Origin of the sequence: Nocardia sp. NPDC056000 (genome assembly GCF_042269265.1) — a bacterium.
Classification (GTDB): Bacteria; Actinomycetota; Actinomycetes; order Mycobacteriales; family Mycobacteriaceae; genus Nocardia.
This window is the reverse complement of sequence record NZ_JBHJXS010000002.1, coordinates 61,200-78,029: the sequence shown is the minus strand read 5'-3', so window position 1 is coordinate 78,029 and position 16,830 is coordinate 61,200. Positions and strand designations below refer to the sequence as shown.

The window sequence follows — 16,830 nt, the reverse complement described above, 5'->3', positions numbered from 1 at the left end:
GCCGCACCGGAGACTGAAGGCACCCGCCCTCAAACGATGACGCGGCGCAGGAAAGCCTCGACTTCGGCCCGGTAGGCGGCGGGTTGATCATCGTGCACGAGGTGCCCGGCAGCCGCGATCACCACGTGCCGCGCGTCCGGATGCACCGCCGCCATCTCGGCCATCTGCCCGGGCGGGGTGATGGTGTACTCGCCCTCGATGAGCAGGGTGGGCACGGTGATCGACTTCCACTGGGTCCAGAAGTCGCGGGTGCCCCACTCCTCGGAGATATCGCGGAAGGTCGCGACCTCGCCGTGCAGGCGGTACCCGTCGGGTCCGCGCGTGAAGGAGTCGAGGAAATACCGCCCGGCCACCGGACCGAAGAACTCAAGTACCGCATCGTCATTCGGGAACGGCTGCGGCCACGCGCCGATCACCGCGGCCCAGTGTTCGGCGGTGCGGCCCTGGAAATCGGGGGCCATATCCTCGACGACCAAGGCGCGCACCCGGTCCGGATGCGCGGCGGTGAACATCCAGCCGTGCAGTCCGCCCATGGAATGCCCGATCACCACCATGGGTTCGGTGATGGCCGCGGTCGCCGCCGCGAGATCGGCCACGAATGCCTCGGTGGTGAGTTCCGCCGGGGCGGGGCGGCCGTGCCCCGCCGCATCGAAGGTGTAGACGTGCCCGAACCCGCGTAACCAGTCCACCTGCCGCTGCCAGGTGCGCGCACTGCCCATCAGGCCGTGCAGCAACAGGATTGGAGTTCCGCTTCCGCCCTCGTCGTGCAGCGGGCCGTGATCGTCAACCAACACGCCATCAATCTAGGACGCGCGAACCATTCGGCGGTGTCCTGCCCCGTCCGGCGGCGGGCGTAGCCTCGGCTGCATGGCAGTCGTCAAGATCAACGCTATTGAAGTTCCCGAGGGCGCGGGCCCCGAACTGGAGAAGCGGTTCGCGCATCGCGCGCACGCCGTCGAGGGCTCCCCCGGTTTCCTCGGCTTCCAGCTGCTCCGCCCGGTGTCCGGTGACAATCGGTATTTCGTTGTCACGCACTGGGATTCGAACGAATCCTTCGAGGCGTGGCGGGACGGCCCGGCGCGCGCGGCGCACGCGGGCGGCGAGAACCGGCAGCCCGTCTCCACCGGCGCTTCGCTGCTGGAGTTCGAGGTCGTCCTGGACGTGCCCGCCAAGAACTCCTGAACTTCTGCTGAGAATGCCTGATCAGCATGCGTGTTGACGCAGAGCCGACACGGATGTCACAGTTCGGGGTGAAGTAAGCGACGGTGACGCGTAACCCGGTGGGAATCCGGGGCGGTCGCGCCACTGTGTCCCGAGAGGGAGAGCCAGACACCGGCACCGTCGCACCCGAAGCTCGCGGGGACGCGGCATCCCCTAGGAGGACTCGTATGGCAATCGTCCACAGCCCTGCCCGGTCGAACGACGCGCTCACCGCGCTGCTCGTCTCGGCGGGTGTCGTTCTACTGGCACTGCTCACGCTGTACCTGGTCGGTTTCGATCAGGGCGCGATCTCCCGCAGTGGCATGTACATGCATGAGCTCATGCATGACGGACGACACCTGCTGGGCGTCCCGTGCCACTGACCGAGACCCAGACGCAGGCCGCATCCCGGCCGAACGAATCGCTGCCGCTGACCGGTTCGCTCAAGACCCTGCTGTTGCGCGGCCTGCTGGCCGGGCTCATCGCCGGACTGCTGGCGGCCACCGTCGGCTTCTTCGTCGGTGAACCGAAGATCAACGCGGCCATCGCCATCGAGGAATCGCAGTCCCAGGCCGCGGACACCCACGAACACGGCGCGGCCGCGGATCAGGCCGCGAGCGGTCATTCGCACGGTGACGAGGAAGAGCCACTGGTGAGCCGGTCCGGGCAGAAGGCCGGTCAGTTCCTGGCGCTCGGCCTGTTCGGCATGGCCATCGGCGCACTGCTGGCCGTGGTGGCGAATGTGGCGCGGCGGTACTCCACGCTGTCCGGTCCGCGGCTGGCGCTCGCGCTGGCGGGCGGCGGCTGGCTGGCCATCGTCATCATTCCGTTCTTCAAGTACCCGGCCAATCCGCCGGCCGTCGGCGATCCGGACACCATCAATCAGCGCACCTGGTTGTGGGTCGCGGTGGTGCTGCTCGGTTTCGCGGCGGTCGGGGTGAGCGTGTACGTGTTCAAGCTGTTGCGGAGTCAGCTCGGCACCGTACGGCTGATCGGTTCCGTGCTGGCCCTGGTGGTCGTCGCGGGTATCGGATACGTGCTGCTGCCCGGCATCAACGAGGTGAAGGCCGACTTCCCGGCGGCGCTGCTGTGGCAGTTCCGGGCGGCGTCGCTGGCCGAGACCGGCACGCTGTGGCTGGTGCTCGGGCTGGGTTTCGCGGCGCTCACCGAATTCGCGGCGAGCAAGGCGCAGACCGCCGAAGCCGTGGTGCGGTAATACCCTTCGAAACAGCGAAAAAGGCAGTGCCGGTGCGATACCGGCACTGCCTTTTCGTATGTGGAGCGAAAGCCGTTGTCCGAGCTCAGGACTCGAAGGTGGCGTCCAGCTCGATATCGTCCACGCCCGCGAGGGCCTTGGAGATGGGGCAGCCCGCCTTGGCGGCCGCGGCGGCGGTCGCGAAACCGTCGGCGTCGATGCCGGAGGCGCGGCCGACCACGGTCAGCTTGATCTTGGAGATGCGAAAACCGCCCGCCGGATCCGGGCTCAAGGTGACGTCGGCGGTCACGTCCAGGCTCTCCGGGGTGCCACCGGCGGCGGCGATCTGACCCGACAGCGCCATCGAGTAGCAGGAGGAGTGGGCGGCAGCGATCAGCTCTTCGGGGCTGGTGGTGCCGTCGGCGTTATCGGCCGCGCGCTTGGGGAAGCTGACGTCGTACTTGCCGACGCCGGAGCTGACGAGTTCGACCTGACCGGAGCCGTCCTGCAGGCCGCCGGTCCAGGCGGTGCGTGCGGTACGTGTTGGCATCGCTGTCCTTTCGAGTGAGGGGAGAACGAATCCGAACCTACCCCGCCGGTTTCAGCTCACCGCGAGGGTTCGCTGATCCCACTGCTCGAGCACCTGCGGCCAGGACCGCTCATGCCGGTCGCGGGCGGCCGCGGTCGGGAATCCGGCGTGCGTGAGCAGCAGCGCGCTGCCCGCGCCGTGCGCCGAGAGTTCCAGGGTGAGTACGGTTTCGGTGCCCTCGGTGCCGCCGGGACCGGTCACCCAGGTCAATTCGACCAGGCGGTCCGGGAGCAGGCGCAGGAAGCGCCCGTAGTGCGGATGTCCGCCGCCTGCGGTGAAGAAGAACGGTTCGTTCACCGCGGGGCGCATGAGCACCGAACCCGGATCGGCGAACCAGAGGCCCAATTGCTGTGTGGCCATGCGATACAGCTCATCGGGCGAAGCGGACATAATGCGTTCCACGGCCAGGAAGAAGGGCCGCGCGGAGAGGTCGGGAGGCCGGATCGGCGCAACGTCCATGGCGGAGCACGATACAGTCCGCGCCGCGGTTCATTCGGGATTGGTCACCCGTGCCAGCACTATGCCGCCGATGATGAGCGAGAGCGCCAGCACCCGCCCCGCCGACAGCGGATCACGCTGCACGATCACGCCCAGGCCGATCGCCCCGACCGCGCCGATTCCGGTGAAGATCGCGTACGCGGTGCCGACCGGCAGCGTCCGCATGGCATAGGACAGCAGGTACACCGCGATCACCATGAGCACGAAGCAGATCAGGGTGGCCAGCGGTTTGGTGAAATTCTGTGTCGGCTTGATGGATTGGGACCAGGCGATCTCCACCAGACCGGCCAGGCCCAGGATGACCCAGTTCATGTCAGTACTCCTTGCCGAGTCTGCGGGCGGCGTCCAGGGCGGCGGCATAGGACGCGTCATGCTTCTCGCGCAGATGCGCGAGCACGGGATCCTGCCGGGAGTTCACCAGTTCCGCATTGACGAAAACCGTGTCGTGCACGGCGAAATGGCCCGCGAAGAAGTCGCGCAGATAGCGCTCCTGATAGTCGAAGGCGGCCTTGGGCGCTCCCGGGGTGTACGCGCCGCCGCGCGCGGTGACGACCACGAAACGACTGGGGGCCAGCGACATTCGCGGGAAGGTGAGCTGATCCAGCCACGCCTTGAGGCTGGCCGGAATCGAGTAGTTGTACATCGGGGTGCCGATGAGCACCACATCGGCGGCGCGGATCTCGGCGAGCAGGGGTTCGGCGATCGCCCAGGCGGCCGCCGCGGCGGGGGTATCGGCGAGTTCGGCGAGGTGATCGAGATCGGTGCTGCCGTGCGCCAGGACACGGTCGCAGAGTTCGGTCCAGCCCTCGTCGATGAAGGGAATCGGATCGGCGGCGACATCGCGGTGGATGTAGTTCCCGTCCGGGTGTTCGGCCCGCCAGGAGTCCGCGAAGGCCGCGCCGAGTTCGCGGCTGATGGAGGTGCGGCGGGCGCTGGAATCGATGTGCAGCAGGGTCGGCATGACCATTCTCCTCATAAGTGGACAGTGTGTCCGTTTGATGATTCGAACGATAGCGCTAACCGGACAGCTTGTCCACTTATCCGTTTCGGGGTTACAGTGGCCGCATGGAACCGGCAGGACTACCGCTGATCGGCGCGGCGCAGACCCCGCCGCCGGAACGCGCCGACGCCGCGCGCAATCGGGCCAAGATCCTCGCCGCGGCGGCGGAACTGTTCAGCACCCGCGATCCGCGCACCGTCACCATGGACGACATCGCCAAGGCCGCCGGGGTGGGACGCGGGACGCTGTACCGGCGCTATCCCGATGCCGGATCCATCGCCGTGGCCCTGCTCGATCAGCACGAACGTGAACTCCAGGAGCAATTACTGCGCGGCGCACCGCCTTTGGGGCCGGGTGCGCCGCCTGCCGAGCGGCTCGCGGCGTTCTATACGGCGATGCTCGAACTACTCGGCACGCATGCCAATCTGATCCTGGGCGCGGAGACCGGCGGTGCGCGCTTCCGGACCGGCGCGTACCAGTTCTGGCGGGTGCATGTGCGGTCTCTGCTCACCGAAGCCGGTGTGGCCGAACCGGAACCGCTGGTGGACGTGCTGCTCGCGCCGCTCGCGGCGGAGGTCTATCGGTATCAGCGCGAACGCGGGCTGACCCCGGCACAGATCGACGCCGCCCTGCGACAGCTCGCGGACGGCGTCATCGGTTGTGCCGCAAGAACTTCCGACTGATCAGATCATGTCCCGGCGGCGGATCAGCCAGATCGTGCCCGCCGCGAAGACCGCGACGTAGGCCGCCAGCACCAGCAGGGACTCACCCCGGGTGAGGATATCCAGCACGCCCGGGGTGCCCGGACCGGTGGTGGTGCGCAGCGAACCCGCCAGGGATCCGGCGGCGGTGCCGGGCAGGTGATCGGTGAGAGCCTTTATGGGCGAGAAGATTCCGGCTACCCCGCGCAGCAGGTTCTCCACCACCAGCACCCACACCAGGCCCAGGCCCACCGCGAGCGCGGGACCGCGAGCGATGGCCCCGATCAATGCGCCCGCCAGCGTCCACATGCCCAGAATGGCTGTGCCCGAGGCGATTCCGAGCAGTATCCGGCTCGCGGGCGGCAGCGCCAGGGGCTGATCCTGCGTCGCGGCGATGAGCGCGGCCACACCGGTATCGACCACGAAGGCGACCAGCACCAGCGCGATCACCGTCACCGCCAGGCTCACCACCACCCCGCCGATCGCGGCGGCCCGCGAAGGTCCCTGGGTCAGCACGGTTTTCCAAGTGCCCCAACCGTATCCGCTGCCCACCGCGAGGGCGCCCAGCACCAGCATGAGCGCGCCGCCGAACATGGCCATGCCCTGGGTGAACACCTCCGGGACGGCCGACGGGAGCATCAACTGGAGCAGGACCTCGCGCGGCTGGCCGTTCGACATCCGGCTGGAATCGCCGGTCGTATAGGCCAGATAGTTGAACAGGTAGGCGAACGTGAGATTCAACAGGATCCATGTCCCGAGCACGATCCAGAACGCGGGCCATTTGCGCAGGCGCAGCAGCTCGGCCCGGGTACTGGCGATCAGATCATTCATTTCGCGGTCTCCGTCATCTCGAAAAACACTTCCTCCAAGGACTTTTCGTCGGTGCGCAGCTCCAACAGATCCGCGCCCGCCTCGATCACCGCACGGGCCACCGCGGGCGCCTTCGCCACACCGGCATCGACCCTGATGCCGTTCGCGGTGAGCAGTGCGGCACGTTCCCCGACCACCCGGCGCACCGCCGGGAAGGCCAGGTCCAGCGGTTCGGCGCGCAGGAAAAGCGATGCCGCGCCGCGCAATTCGCGCACCGTGGATTCGGCGAGCAGCCGCCCACCGGAGATGACGCCGACGCGATCGCAGATCTCCTGCACTTCGGCGAGCAGGTGACTGGACAGCACAACGGTGTGCCCGTCGGCGGCGAGTCCGGTGATGAGCTCCCGCATCTCGGCCATCCCGGCGGGGTCGAGGCCATTGGTGGGCTCATCGAGAATCAGCAGGTCGGGACTGCCCAGCAGGGCCGCGGCCACGCCCAGGCGCTGTTTCATACCGAGTGAATAGGTGCGGAATCTGTCACCACCGCGATCGGCGAGGGCGACCCGGTGCAGTGCCTGCTCCACCTCGTCGTGGGAGACGCCGCGATACTGCGCCAGCACCCGCAGGTTGTCGCGGCCGGACAGGTACGGGTAGAAACCCGGGCCTTCGATGAGAACGCCTATGCGGCGCAGGGTTTCGGGATCGCCCGGCGGTCGGCCGAGCACCGTCGCGGTCCCCTCGGTGGGCCGGATCAGACCGACCAGCATGCGCAGGGTGGTGGTCTTGCCCGCACCGTTCGGGCCCAGGAATCCGTAGATCTCACCGCGTCGCACGCTCATGCTCACGGCATCCACCGCGGTGTGCGCGCCGTAGCGTTTGGTCAACCGGCCGGTCTCGGCGATCGCTTCTTTCATGACTACGAGAATCCGCCGCGACCTGCGCAGAAACATCCGCCGCACAGCGCGATCCGGCGTACGTATCGCGACGTATTTACCCCCGAGACAGTGCCGAACCGGTGGATACGGCGCTACCGTGCAGCTATGGAGACGAGTGCGGCACGGCGGTGGGATGTGCTGCTCGCACTGGTGGTCGCCGCGATCCAGCTCGGCGCGGGCACCCTGGCCAACGAGCATCAGACGGGAACACGTGGGCTCGACCTGCTCGGATACGCACTGTTGGCGGCCGGACCGCTGCTACTGCTGTTCCGGCGGCGCTACCCGGAACCGGTCTTCTACGCGGTGCTCGCGATCACCAGCGCCTACCTGCTGGCGGGCTACGGATACGGTCCGGTGTTCCTGGCGCTCGTTGTGTCGTTCCTCACCGCAGGGGTGCGCGGACCGCGTTGGCGCACTTACGGTTTCGTACCGGTCGGCTATCTGCTCATGGTGTGGCCGGTGCCCGGCTGGCGCGGCTACGACACCAATTCGTGGCAGCAGTTCGGACTGCTCGCCTGGCTGGTCGTGCTCGTCGCCATCGCCGAGGGACTGCGTCAGCGGATGGCCGCCACTACGGCGCGCCGCGGACGCGCCGAGGAGGCGCGCCGCAATGAACAGGCGCAGCACGAACGCGAAGCCGCCGAACGCGCACGGGTGGCGGCCGAACGGGAACAGCGGGTCAGCGAGGAACGGCTGGCCATCGCCCGTGAACTGCACGATGTGCTCGCGCACAGCCTCTCGCTCATCAATGTGCAGTCCTCGGTGGCGCTAGAACTGATCGATCGTCGGCCCGAACAGGCCGCGACCGCGCTGGCCGCGATCAAGGACGCCAGCAAGGACGCGCTCGGCGAGGTGCACGCGCTGCTGCGCTCCATTCGCGGCGGCACCGGCACCGTGCCCGCGCCGATCACGCCCACGGTCGTCATCAGCGATCTGGAGAGTCTGCTGCAACCCGCCCGCGCCACCGGCCTGGAGGTGCGGGCCATCGTCACCGGGGTGCCCAAACGACTGCCCTCGGTCGTCGACGTGGCCGCCGCGCGCATCGTGCAGGAATCGCTCACTAACGTGGTGCGGCACGCACCCGGTGCGAGTGTGCTTGTCACCGTGCGCTATTCGGCCGATCGACTGCATCTGGCGGTCGACAACACCCGGCCCACGCGCGCACCCGCCGCCATCGCGGGCACCGGCGGGCACGGCATCACCGGTATGACCGAACGCGCCAAGGCGCTCGGCGGGCGGCTGCTCGCCGAACCCAAGGCCGATGGCGGCTTCCGCGTGGAAGCCCGGCTACCCGTCCACCTGAACCATCCCGAACCGGCCGCCTAGGTTCACTGTGCCGCAGGAGATTTCATGAACATCCGGGTTCTGATCGCCGATGATCAGGCGCTCGTCCGCGCGGGCTTCGCGGCCCTGCTGGACGCACAGGACGATATCGAGGTGGTCGGCGAGGCCGACAACGGTGATCAGGCCGTGCGATTGGCGCGCGAACTCATCCCCGATGTGGTGCTGATGGATATCCGCATGCCGATCCTGGACGGCCTCGCCGCCACCCGCGAAATCGCCGCCGCCCCCGAACTTTCCGAGGTGCGGGTGGTGGTGCTGACCACCTTCGAACTCGACGAGTACGTCTTCGAGGCGATGCGATCGGGCGCGACCGGCTTCCTGGTCAAACACACCGAACCCGCCGACCTGGTCAAGGCCGTGCGGGTGGTGGCGGCCGGGGACGCACTGCTCTCCCCCAGCGTCACCAGACGCCTGGTCGCCGAATTCGCCACCCACGCCAAACCCGCACCGGCCCAGACCTTCACCGAACTCACCGACCGCGAACGCGAAGTCATGACCCTGGTCGCCGAGGGCCTCACCAACGCCGAGATAGCCGAACGCCTCTACCTCAGCCCCGCCACCGCCCGCACCCACGTCAGCCGAATCCTGTTGAAACTCAACGCCCGCGACCGTACCCAACTGGTCGTCATGGCCTACGAATCCGGTCTGGTCCGCCCCGGCTGGCAGTAGTTCAGCGGCCGGGGTTGGACTGATCCCGCTCGGCGTCGGTGAAGCCCTCCTCGCGAGGTGAGTAGCTGCCCGGGGCGGGCGGGGCCTGGAGGCGGGCGGAGTAGGCGGAGGCGGCTTTGAAGACGCCGGAGACGCCCTGCGGGGCGGCTGCATAGGTGATGGACTGGCGGGGCGAGAAACCCATATCCGCGCCGATGGCGACCGCGTCCATATTCGCGCCCAGGAACAGGAAGTTCCAGTTCCAGGTGTCCTGCTGCTGGGTGATCAGGGACTTCACGGCGGTGTGCGACCACTCGCGGCTCGAGTTCTCGTGGCCGTCCGTCATGACCACCACGATGACCGTGCCCGGGCGATTCGACTCGTCGCGAGCCGCCAGCTCCGCACCGACATCGGTAATCAATTTGCCCACCGCGTCGTACAGCGCGGTCATCCCGCGCGGCTGCAAGTCCAGCGGCGGCACCTGCGCGAGCGGCCGATTCGCGTAGACCACTTCGTATTCGGTATCGAACTGCGCCAGCGTCACCTCGATGCGCTTGGGCACCTCGCGCTGCTGCTCGAAATAGGCGGCGAACCCGCCCTCGGTATCGGATTTGATGGACTGCATGGAGCCCGAACGGTCCAGCAGAACCGCGATGAGTGTGAGATCAGGATTGGTCATGGTGCGCTCCCCCGAGCCGAATTGGTGACTGACCCCGCCCACCGTACGCCCGCGAAACCGACCCCGCCGCCGACTTTTCGGCCGCTCCACCCGGCCCCGCTACGCCTCGAGACGTAGTCCGGTGACCGCATCGAAACCGATGTGCGCGACACCGCCGCACCGCATTCTCGAACCATGAGCATGAACTTCGGAATCGTCATCCCACCCCGCTCCGGCGCGGAATGGGCGCGCACCGCCCGGGACGCGGAACAGCGGGGCTACGGGACGCTCCTGCTCCCCGACACCCTCTATACGCCCTCCCCGTTCCCGGCGCTGGCCGCGGCGGCCGCCGTGACAACAACCCTGGCCCTGCGACCGAATGTCATCGCCGCCCCACTCCGCACCCCGATGGTGACCGCCCGCGAAACCTCTGCCCTGCAACTGCTTTCCGACGGCCGCTTCGAACTCGGCCTCGGCACCGGCCGGCCCGACGCCGAACGCGAGGCCGAAAAGCTCGGTGTGTCTTGGGGTTCGGCCACCGAACGGCGCCAGCGGCTGATCGAGACCATCGAGGCCGTGCGCACGTCCGTGCAGCCCGTGCCGCCGATCGTCATCGCCGCCGCCGGTCCCCGTATGCTCGCGGTCGCCGCCGACCACGCCGATCGCATCCATCTGGCCGTCGACCCCGCCGCCACCGAACAGGAGCTGGCCGCGATCATCACCACCGTCCGCGATCGGACCTCCCGGCCGATCCCGTTCAGCCTGCAACTGGTGGGCATCGGCGATCAATTGCCGTTCTATGTCTCCCGTCATCTCGGCATCACCATCGAGCAACTGCGCGAGGCGGGGGCCGCGGCGCTGCTGCCCGCCGACCCGACCGATGCCGCCGAAATGCTCGAGTACTACCGGGAGAAGTACGGGATCGACGAGTTGCTGGTGCCCGGCGAGCTCGGCGCCGCCTTCGCGCCCGTGCTGTCGCGGTTCCGGTGAGTTTTACCGGGCCTCGGTGAGCCCGAGCCGAATCGACTGCTCCAGCGGCGAATACACGCCGTCGCTCCGCTCCAGGACGCATGGTTCCCGCAATTCCAGTGGAGGCTGGGCGAGGAAACGAGGGGTGCGCCCGCGGTGCGGTTGGGCGGCGTGGACCAGAAAGGGATGGCAGAGATAGACATCCCCGGCCCGCCCGGTCGCCTCGGCCTGCGGTAGATCGGCGGTGGCCGCGTAGGCGTCCAACAGATCCGGCATCGGCACACCGGATTCCCCATAGGGGGACAAGACCTTCGGCAGTCGCAGATGCGAGCCGACCCGAATCCGGGTCGGCGCGTCCGCGGCGGTGATGTCGGAGAACAGGAAGAGCATCAGCAGGGCTCTGCCCTTGGAGCGCACATTGATCCGCCACCGGAAGTAATCGGTCGGATCGTCGTCGCCAGGGAAGCTCGCGTCGATATGCCAGCCGTCGTCACCGGGAGCCTGGCTGCTCGGGAAGCGAATGGGGAAGGTGCCGATACCTTTTCGCGGTACCCAGCGATCCGGACCTACCAGCTGATCAAAGGCTTCGAGCAGTGCGGGCGCGGTGGCGGCCTGCCGGAACGGTTCGTCGCCGTACCCGTTCAATCGGATGACCGGCTGCGTCCAGGTGGCGGGATCGTCCGGATCACAACCGGTTTCGCGCCAGAGGAAGGCGCGGCCTGCATCGGCCACCTCGCGCGGGAAGGCCTGGTCGACCTTCACGAATCCATCGGTGATGAACGCGTCCACCTGAGTGTCTGTGAGCATGCCGTCCCTTCGATACGCGAAAGCCCCCTCACACCATTGGTGAGAGGGGGCTTCGCGATCAAGCGATTTTCATCGCGGGAGACTACTCGCCGACAGCGGCGGCCTCTCCTGCGACGACCACCGGCTGCTCCTCGGCGGTGTCCTTCTTGGTCAGCTTGGCGCGGGCCGCGAAAGTGAACTTCGCGTTCTCGCCCTGGCCTTCGCCGTCCCAGCCTTCGACATCCACCTTCACGATCTGACCGGCGCCCAGCTCGCCGAAGAGGATCTTCTCCGACAGCTGGTCCTCGATCTCACGCTGGATGGTGCGACGCAGCGGACGAGCGCCGAGCACCGGATCGAAACCGCGCTTGGCGAGCAGGCTCTTGGCCTGTTCGGTCAGCTCGATCTCCATATCCTTGTTCTTGAGCTGCTTGGCGACGCGGCCGATCATCAGGTCCACCATCTGGATGATCTGATCCTGGGTCAGCTGGTGGAAGACGATGACATCGTCGATGCGGTTCAGGAACTCGGGGCGGAAGTGCTTCTTCAGCTCGTCGTTGACCTTGAGCTTCATCCGCTCGTAGTTCGAGCCCTCGGCATTGCTCTGGGCGAAGCCGAGGCCGACCGCCTTCGAGATATCCGAGGTGCCGAGGTTCGAGGTGAAGATCAGGACGGTGTTCTTGAAGTCCACCGTGCGACCCTGACCGTCGGTCAGGCGACCATCCTCGAGGACCTGCAACAGGGTGTTGTAGATCTCCTGGTGGGCCTTCTCGATCTCGTCGAACAGCACCACCGAGAACGGCTTGCGCCGCACCTTCTCGGTCAGCTGGCCGCCCTCTTCGTAGCCGACGTAGCCCGGAGGGGCACCGAACAGACGCGAAGCGGTGAAGCGGTCGTGGAACTCGCCCATATCGATCTGGATGAGCGCGTCGTCATCGCCGAACAGGAAGTTGGCCAACGCCTTCGAGAGCTCGGTCTTACCGACACCGGACGGACCGGCGAAGATGAACGAACCCGACGGGCGCTTGGGGTCCTTCAGACCGGCACGCGTACGGCGAATTGCCTTGGAGACAGCCCGAACCGCGTCCTCCTGGCCGATGATCCGCTTGTGCAGCTCATCCTCCATGCGGAGCAGACGGGTGGTCTCCTCCTCGGTGAGCTTGAAGACGGGGATACCGGTCCAGTTGGCCAGCACCTCCGCGATCTGCTCATCGTCGACCTCGGCCACGACGTCCAGATCGCCCGAGCGCCACTGCTTTTCGCGCTCGGCCCGCTTGGCGACGAGCTGCTTCTCCTTGTCACGCAGGCGCGCTGCCTTCTCGAAGTCCTGCGCGTCGATGGCGCTTTCCTTCTCGCGGCGGGCGTCGGCGATCTTGTCGTCGAATTCGCGCAGGTCCGGCGGTGCGGTCATCCGGCGGATGCGCATGCGCGCGCCCGCCTCGTCGATGAGGTCGATCGCCTTGTCCGGCAGGAACCGATCGTTGATGTAGCGATCCGCGAGCGTCGCGGCGGCGACGAGAGCGCCATCGGTGATGGACACCCGGTGGTGCGCCTCGTAGCGGTCCCGCAGACCCTTGAGGATATTGATGGTGTGCTCGACCGTCGGCTCGCCGACCTGCACCGGCTGGAACCGGCGCTCGAGTGCGGCGTCCTTCTCGATGTACTTGCGGTACTCGTCGAGCGTGGTCGCGCCGATGGTCTGGAGTTCACCGCGAGCCAGCTTGGGCTTGAGGATCGAGGCCGCGTCGATGGCGCCCTCGGCCGCACCCGCACCCACCAGGGTGTGCAGCTCGTCGATGAACAGGATGATGTCGCCGCGGGTGTTGATCTCCTTGAGCACCTTCTTCAGGCGCTCCTCGAAATCACCGCGGTAGCGGCTGCCCGCGACCAGGGAACCCAGGTCGAGGGTGTACAGCTGCTTGTCCTTGAGCGTCTCGGGCACCTCGCCGTTGACGATGGCCTGAGCGAGACCCTCCACGACGGCGGTCTTACCGACGCCGGGCTCACCGATCAGGACCGGGTTGTTCTTGGTACGGCGGCTCAGCACCTGCATGACGCGCTCGATTTCCTTCGAGCGGCCGATGACCGGGTCGAGCTTGCCCTCCAGCGCGGCCTGGGTCAGGTTGCGGCCGAACTGATCCAGCACCAGCGACGTGGACGGGGTGCCCGACTCACTGCGCGTGCCCGAACCCTCGACCGGCTCCTTGCCCTGGTATCCCGACAGCAGCTGAATAACCTGCTGCCGCACGCGATTCAGATCCGCGCCCAGCTTGACCAGCACCTGAGCCGCGACGCCTTCGCCCTCGCGAATCAGGCCGAGCAGAATGTGCTCGGTGCCGATGTAGTTGTGGCCGAGCTGCAGCGCCTCACGCAGCGACAGCTCGAGAACCTTCTTGGCACGCGGGGTGAAGGGGATGTGACCGGACGGCGCCTGCTGGCCCTGCCCGATGATCTCCTCGACCTGCGACCGCACACCCTCCAGCGAAATGCCCAGCGACTCCAGCGACTTCGCTGCGACGCCCTCACCTTCGTGAATCAGGCCCAGCAGGATGTGCTCGGTGCCGATGTAGTTGTGGTTGAGCATCCGGGCCTCTTCTTGGGCCAGGACAACGACCCGCCGTGCGCGGTCGGTGAACCTCTCGAACATCGCTCCCTCACTTCCTGCTCCGCTTGCTACGGCATCCGGCGCTTCAGACCCTGTGCTGCCCTTCTGGTCGCCAGCCTGCCATGAAGCCCTGGGGTTGCATCCCCCGCCTCCACTCTAGTTGGCGGGGGTCACGCACGTCGTCCGTCCACCCTATTGCGAACCGGCCTCAGTACGACTCATTCCCTCATAACGGGGCTGTAGCCGGGAACGTTTCCGTCCCGGCTACGCCCACAGCGAACACGCGAACGATTACCCGGTGAAGGGTGGGATGAATACGCACGGCACGGCCCGCGGATGGGCCGGGTCCAGGGCATTCAGGGCATCGGCGGCCACTCGGCGGCTGCCGGCGATGGCCATGTGATCGGAGAAGTCGGTGGCGCAATCGCTCTGCACCAGGATGTTCACGACATTCGGGGCGGGCACCAGCGCGACCGACGGCCAGACGGCTTCGTCGAAATTCGAGGCCACATTGGTATACGAGACGGTCGGATCGTAGATGCCGTCGGCGTTCAGGGCGTTCACGAACGACGAGTTACCCAGCATCTGCGGGCACGCCTGGCAGACACCCGCGCTGATCATGTTGTCCACCGCGTCGGCGTCCGCGCCCAACTGCTTCCCGAACGCACGCAGCATGTTCATGCTGTCGCCGAACAGGCCCAGCCAGGGCGGGGCGATGGCGACGAACTTGTCCACCTTGCCGTGTCCGCCCGCGCGCTTGATGTAGTAGTTCCCGACGGTATTGCCCTGCGAATGGGCGATGAAGTCCACCTTGGGCGCACCGGTCGCGGCCAGCACCCGGTCCACGAACGCGCCCAGTTGCGCGGCGCTCTCGGGAATCGGCTTCATACCGCCCATGGCCGAAAGCGGCCACGGCACATCGAGACTGCCGTAGGTGAGGGAGTAGACGCAGTAGCCCTCATTGGCCAGCAGCGGGGCGTACGCACCCCAGTTGGTCTGCGCGCCGCCCGCGGTGCCGTGGATCAGCACCACCGGATCCGGATGTGCCGCAGTCGGTTTGCAGGACCAGTCATTGGCCCCGGGCAATGAACCGCCCGGATTCGCCAGTTCGTACGGAATCCCCGCGAAGAAGTTGTAGTCCACCGGCAGGTCGGCGCGGGCCGTCCCGCTCACCCCCAGGGACAGGACCGCCAGAAGAGCCATCGCCAGCAGTGATCCCGGCGAACGGCGCAGTAGCGCAGCACGCATGTTCCCTCCCAAACTAGAACGCGTTCCGACAACGTAATCGAAAAACAAGCACGCGAGATGGGATACTGGCGGGTAATTTATGAAACCTGTTTCAGTCTCTCACGCAGCAAAAAACCGGGACCCGAAGTGGATCCCGGTTCTGCGTGCGAGGTGATCAGTACTGCTGGCGGTAAGCCTGCTGCGGGAGCGGTGCGAAACCCGGTGCCGCCGGAGCGAAACGCTGCTGGGCCACCGGAGCGGCGAACCCGCCACGCGGCTGCTGGAACGCCGGGCCATTCGAGACCGAGCCACTCGCCACCGGGCCACCCGCCACCGAGGTGCCCGCCGGAGCAGCCGCCGCGTTCGCCTTACCGTGCTGCACACCGGCCACGAACAGCGCGCCGATCAGCACCGCGAACGCCAGGGTGTGCAGCACCGCGCGGACGATATTCCAACGCACCCAAGAGGTTTCGAACTGTGCCCGGACCGCCGCCAGATCACCGATCTGCGCCGGATCACCGGCCGCCGCCAGCTGATTGTTCAGCGGAACGTTCAGCCCCGAAGTCACCGCGAAGGCAATCACGTTGAGCACCAGTGCGATACCGATCCACAGCAGCGTGGTGCGGGAATCCTTGCCCAGGTGCAGTGCCGCCGCCAGCACGGTGAAACCGACCGTGCCCATGAAGGCGAGCATGAACAGCGGATTGACGATGATGACGTTGATGCGCTGCATCACGTCGATGATCACGCGGTCGTCGGTCTGGCCCAGAGCGGGCATCACCGAGTTCGCGTAGCCGTAGAAAAGGCCGGCGATGACACCGGTCGACAGGGTCGCCGCCACCAGCGCGGCCATACGAAGCGCAAACATCAGATATCTCCTGACTGGGTCCTCATCCCGGAATTCCCGGGCTGTTCAACGACTTCCAGTCAACCGTCCGGAGCGAGCGTGCGACATACCCCAGAAGCTCGGGGACATCAGCGAGCGTCTCGAGACGCTCGGAGATGCGATCAGAGGTCCCGTTCGGACACCACGCCGCTGCGCATGGCCAGATTCGCCAGCTGCACGCGCTTCTGATTCTGCGGCAGATCCTCCACGCCGAACTTGGCGAACAGCGCCCGCAGATGCGTCTTGATGGCGTCCACGCTCAGGAACAGCTCCGCGGCGATCTGCTGATTCGACGACGGCGAGGCGAACCCGTCATTGCCGCGCAGCGGACGGCACAGCGCGATGAGCACGGACCGCTGGGTTTCGGTGAGCGAGCGCAGCGTGGGCAGTCCACCGGTGGAGGTCTGCGTGACATCGCCTGCGGCGCCGGAGAAATCGTGGAAGGTGACCCGCGAGGTGCCCATTCGGATCACATCGCCGGGCGCCAGCCGATGCCGTCCGACCAGGCGATCCCCATTGACGAAGGTGCCGTTACGGGAGAGCCCGTCATCCACGATGGTCCAGTGCGCGCCCAGGTATTCGGCGGTCGCGTGCAGGCGGGACACCTCGACGTCCCAGAAGAGCGAGAGGTCGGCCTGCGGGGAGCGGCCGATGGTGATGCGCGGCTGATCCGGGGTCAGCATCAGCTCGTGCTGACGGCCCTCGTGATCCTTGACCCGCAGTAATGAGCCGTGAAATGCGGTCACTGCGCCGATACCTCGTCTCTACACCCAGCCAGT

Annotated in this window: 20 protein-coding genes; 7 read left to right on the top strand and 13 right to left on the bottom strand. The window is 67.0% G+C overall.

The window, feature by feature from the left end; all coding sequences use genetic code 11:
• Window positions 1-29: 29 nt before the first annotated feature.
• Window positions 30-794 carry an alpha/beta fold hydrolase gene (locus ACFC4D_RS05410; RefSeq protein ID WP_376061936.1) on the bottom strand — a complete coding sequence of 255 codons (765 nt, stop codon included), beginning with the start codon at window positions 792-794 and terminating at the stop codon, window positions 30-32.
• A gap of 73 nt (window positions 795-867) precedes the next feature.
• On the opposite strand from ACFC4D_RS05410, the gene mhuD reads away from it, so the two are divergent.
• The 3 genes from mhuD (at window position 868) to ACFC4D_RS05395 (ending at window position 2,416) form a co-directional block, all read left to right on the top strand.
• Window positions 868-1,182, top strand: a complete 315-nt coding sequence (mhuD, locus tag ACFC4D_RS05405; RefSeq protein ID WP_364637671.1) for a mycobilin-forming heme oxygenase MhuD — start codon at window positions 868-870, stop codon at window positions 1,180-1,182.
• A 206-nt stretch (window positions 1,183-1,388) separates the two neighbouring features.
• Window positions 1,389-1,583, top strand: coding sequence for a CbtB-domain containing protein (locus ACFC4D_RS05400; protein ID WP_375962374.1), 195 nt, complete (start codon window positions 1,389-1,391; stop codon window positions 1,581-1,583).
• 41 nt (window positions 1,584-1,624) lie between these two features.
• Window positions 1,625-2,416 carry a CbtA family protein gene (locus ACFC4D_RS05395; RefSeq protein ID WP_376062243.1) on the top strand — a complete coding sequence of 264 codons (792 nt, stop codon included), beginning with the start codon at window positions 1,625-1,627 and terminating at the stop codon, window positions 2,414-2,416.
• 85 nt (window positions 2,417-2,501) lie between these two features.
• On the opposite strand, the gene ACFC4D_RS05390 is transcribed toward ACFC4D_RS05395, so the two are convergent.
• From ACFC4D_RS05390 to ACFC4D_RS05375, 4 genes are read right to left on the bottom strand one after another with little or no spacing between them, the layout of a single operon-like run.
• The gene (locus ACFC4D_RS05390) at window positions 2,502-2,945 is read right to left on the bottom strand and encodes an OsmC family peroxiredoxin (protein ID WP_375962371.1); all 444 of its coding nucleotides are present in this window, start codon (window positions 2,943-2,945) and stop codon (window positions 2,502-2,504) included.
• Window positions 2,946-2,996: 51 nt separating this feature from the next.
• Window positions 2,997-3,443: an SRPBCC domain-containing protein gene (locus tag ACFC4D_RS05385; RefSeq protein ID WP_375962368.1), complete on the bottom strand. Its 447-nt coding sequence runs from the start codon at window positions 3,441-3,443 to the stop codon at window positions 2,997-2,999.
• Window positions 3,444-3,473: 30 nt separating this feature from the next.
• A complete protein-coding gene (locus tag ACFC4D_RS05380) occupies window positions 3,474-3,794 on the bottom strand; it encodes a DMT family transporter (RefSeq protein WP_375962365.1) in 321 nt (106 codons plus the stop codon).
• A 1-nt stretch (window position 3,795) separates the two neighbouring features.
• Window positions 3,796-4,443: an FMN-dependent NADH-azoreductase gene (locus tag ACFC4D_RS05375; protein ID WP_376061935.1), complete on the bottom strand. Its 648-nt coding sequence runs from the start codon at window positions 4,441-4,443 to the stop codon at window positions 3,796-3,798.
• 104 nt (window positions 4,444-4,547) lie between these two features.
• Between ACFC4D_RS05375 and ACFC4D_RS05370 the strand changes: the two genes are divergently transcribed.
• Window positions 4,548-5,165, top strand: coding sequence for a TetR/AcrR family transcriptional regulator (locus ACFC4D_RS05370; protein WP_376061934.1), 618 nt, complete (start codon window positions 4,548-4,550; stop codon window positions 5,163-5,165).
• Here ACFC4D_RS05370 and ACFC4D_RS05365 read toward each other — a convergent pair whose 3' ends face one another.
• Together ACFC4D_RS05365 and ACFC4D_RS05360 are read right to left on the bottom strand one after the other, a co-directional pair.
• The gene (locus ACFC4D_RS05365) at window positions 5,166-6,014 is read right to left on the bottom strand and encodes an ABC transporter permease subunit (RefSeq protein ID WP_376061933.1); all 849 of its coding nucleotides are present in this window, start codon (window positions 6,012-6,014) and stop codon (window positions 5,166-5,168) included. It lies immediately after the preceding gene.
• Window positions 6,011-6,907 (bottom strand): ABC transporter ATP-binding protein, encoded by an 897-nt coding sequence (locus tag ACFC4D_RS05360; protein WP_376061932.1) that lies wholly within the window; start codon window positions 6,905-6,907, stop codon window positions 6,011-6,013. Before ACFC4D_RS05360 ends, ACFC4D_RS05365 begins: the two co-directional genes overlap by 4 nt.
• A 126-nt stretch (window positions 6,908-7,033) precedes the next feature.
• Between ACFC4D_RS05360 and ACFC4D_RS05355 the strand changes: the two genes are divergently transcribed.
• Window positions 7,034-8,254, top strand: a complete 1,221-nt coding sequence (locus ACFC4D_RS05355; protein WP_375962354.1) for a sensor histidine kinase — start codon at window positions 7,034-7,036, stop codon at window positions 8,252-8,254.
• Window positions 8,255-8,278: 24 nt separating this feature from the next.
• Window positions 8,279-8,941, top strand: a complete 663-nt coding sequence (locus tag ACFC4D_RS05350) for a response regulator (RefSeq protein WP_376061931.1) — start codon at window positions 8,279-8,281, stop codon at window positions 8,939-8,941.
• Between the two features lies 1 nt (window position 8,942).
• On the opposite strand, the gene ACFC4D_RS05345 is transcribed toward ACFC4D_RS05350, so the two are convergent.
• Complete coding sequence (locus ACFC4D_RS05345; RefSeq protein WP_375962348.1) at window positions 8,943-9,599, bottom strand: VWA domain-containing protein; 657 nt, start codon at window positions 9,597-9,599, stop codon at window positions 8,943-8,945.
• Window positions 9,600-9,773: 174 nt separating this feature from the next.
• On the opposite strand from ACFC4D_RS05345, the gene ACFC4D_RS05340 reads away from it, so the two are divergent.
• Window positions 9,774-10,568, top strand: a complete 795-nt coding sequence (locus ACFC4D_RS05340; protein ID WP_376061930.1) for an LLM class flavin-dependent oxidoreductase — start codon at window positions 9,774-9,776, stop codon at window positions 10,566-10,568.
• Between the two features lie 3 nt (window positions 10,569-10,571).
• On the opposite strand, the gene ACFC4D_RS05335 is transcribed toward ACFC4D_RS05340, so the two are convergent.
• The 5 genes from ACFC4D_RS05335 to ACFC4D_RS05315 form a co-directional block, all read right to left on the bottom strand.
• Window positions 10,572-11,354, bottom strand: coding sequence for a phytanoyl-CoA dioxygenase family protein (locus tag ACFC4D_RS05335; RefSeq protein WP_376061929.1), 783 nt, complete (start codon window positions 11,352-11,354; stop codon window positions 10,572-10,574).
• 82 nt (window positions 11,355-11,436) lie between these two features.
• Window positions 11,437-13,980: an ATP-dependent Clp protease ATP-binding subunit gene (locus ACFC4D_RS05330; protein ID WP_364637643.1), complete on the bottom strand. Its 2,544-nt coding sequence runs from the start codon at window positions 13,978-13,980 to the stop codon at window positions 11,437-11,439.
• 249 nt (window positions 13,981-14,229) lie between these two features.
• The gene (locus ACFC4D_RS05325) at window positions 14,230-15,186 is read right to left on the bottom strand and encodes an esterase/lipase family protein (RefSeq protein WP_376061928.1); all 957 of its coding nucleotides are present in this window, start codon (window positions 15,184-15,186) and stop codon (window positions 14,230-14,232) included.
• Between the two features lie 154 nt (window positions 15,187-15,340).
• Window positions 15,341-16,033, bottom strand: coding sequence for a DUF1772 domain-containing protein (locus ACFC4D_RS05320; RefSeq protein WP_376061927.1), 693 nt, complete (start codon window positions 16,031-16,033; stop codon window positions 15,341-15,343).
• Window positions 16,034-16,173: 140 nt separating this feature from the next.
• Window positions 16,174-16,797 carry an FHA domain-containing protein gene (locus ACFC4D_RS05315; RefSeq protein ID WP_364637637.1) on the bottom strand — a complete coding sequence of 208 codons (624 nt, stop codon included), beginning with the start codon at window positions 16,795-16,797 and terminating at the stop codon, window positions 16,174-16,176.
• Window positions 16,798-16,830: the final 33 nt, after the last annotated feature.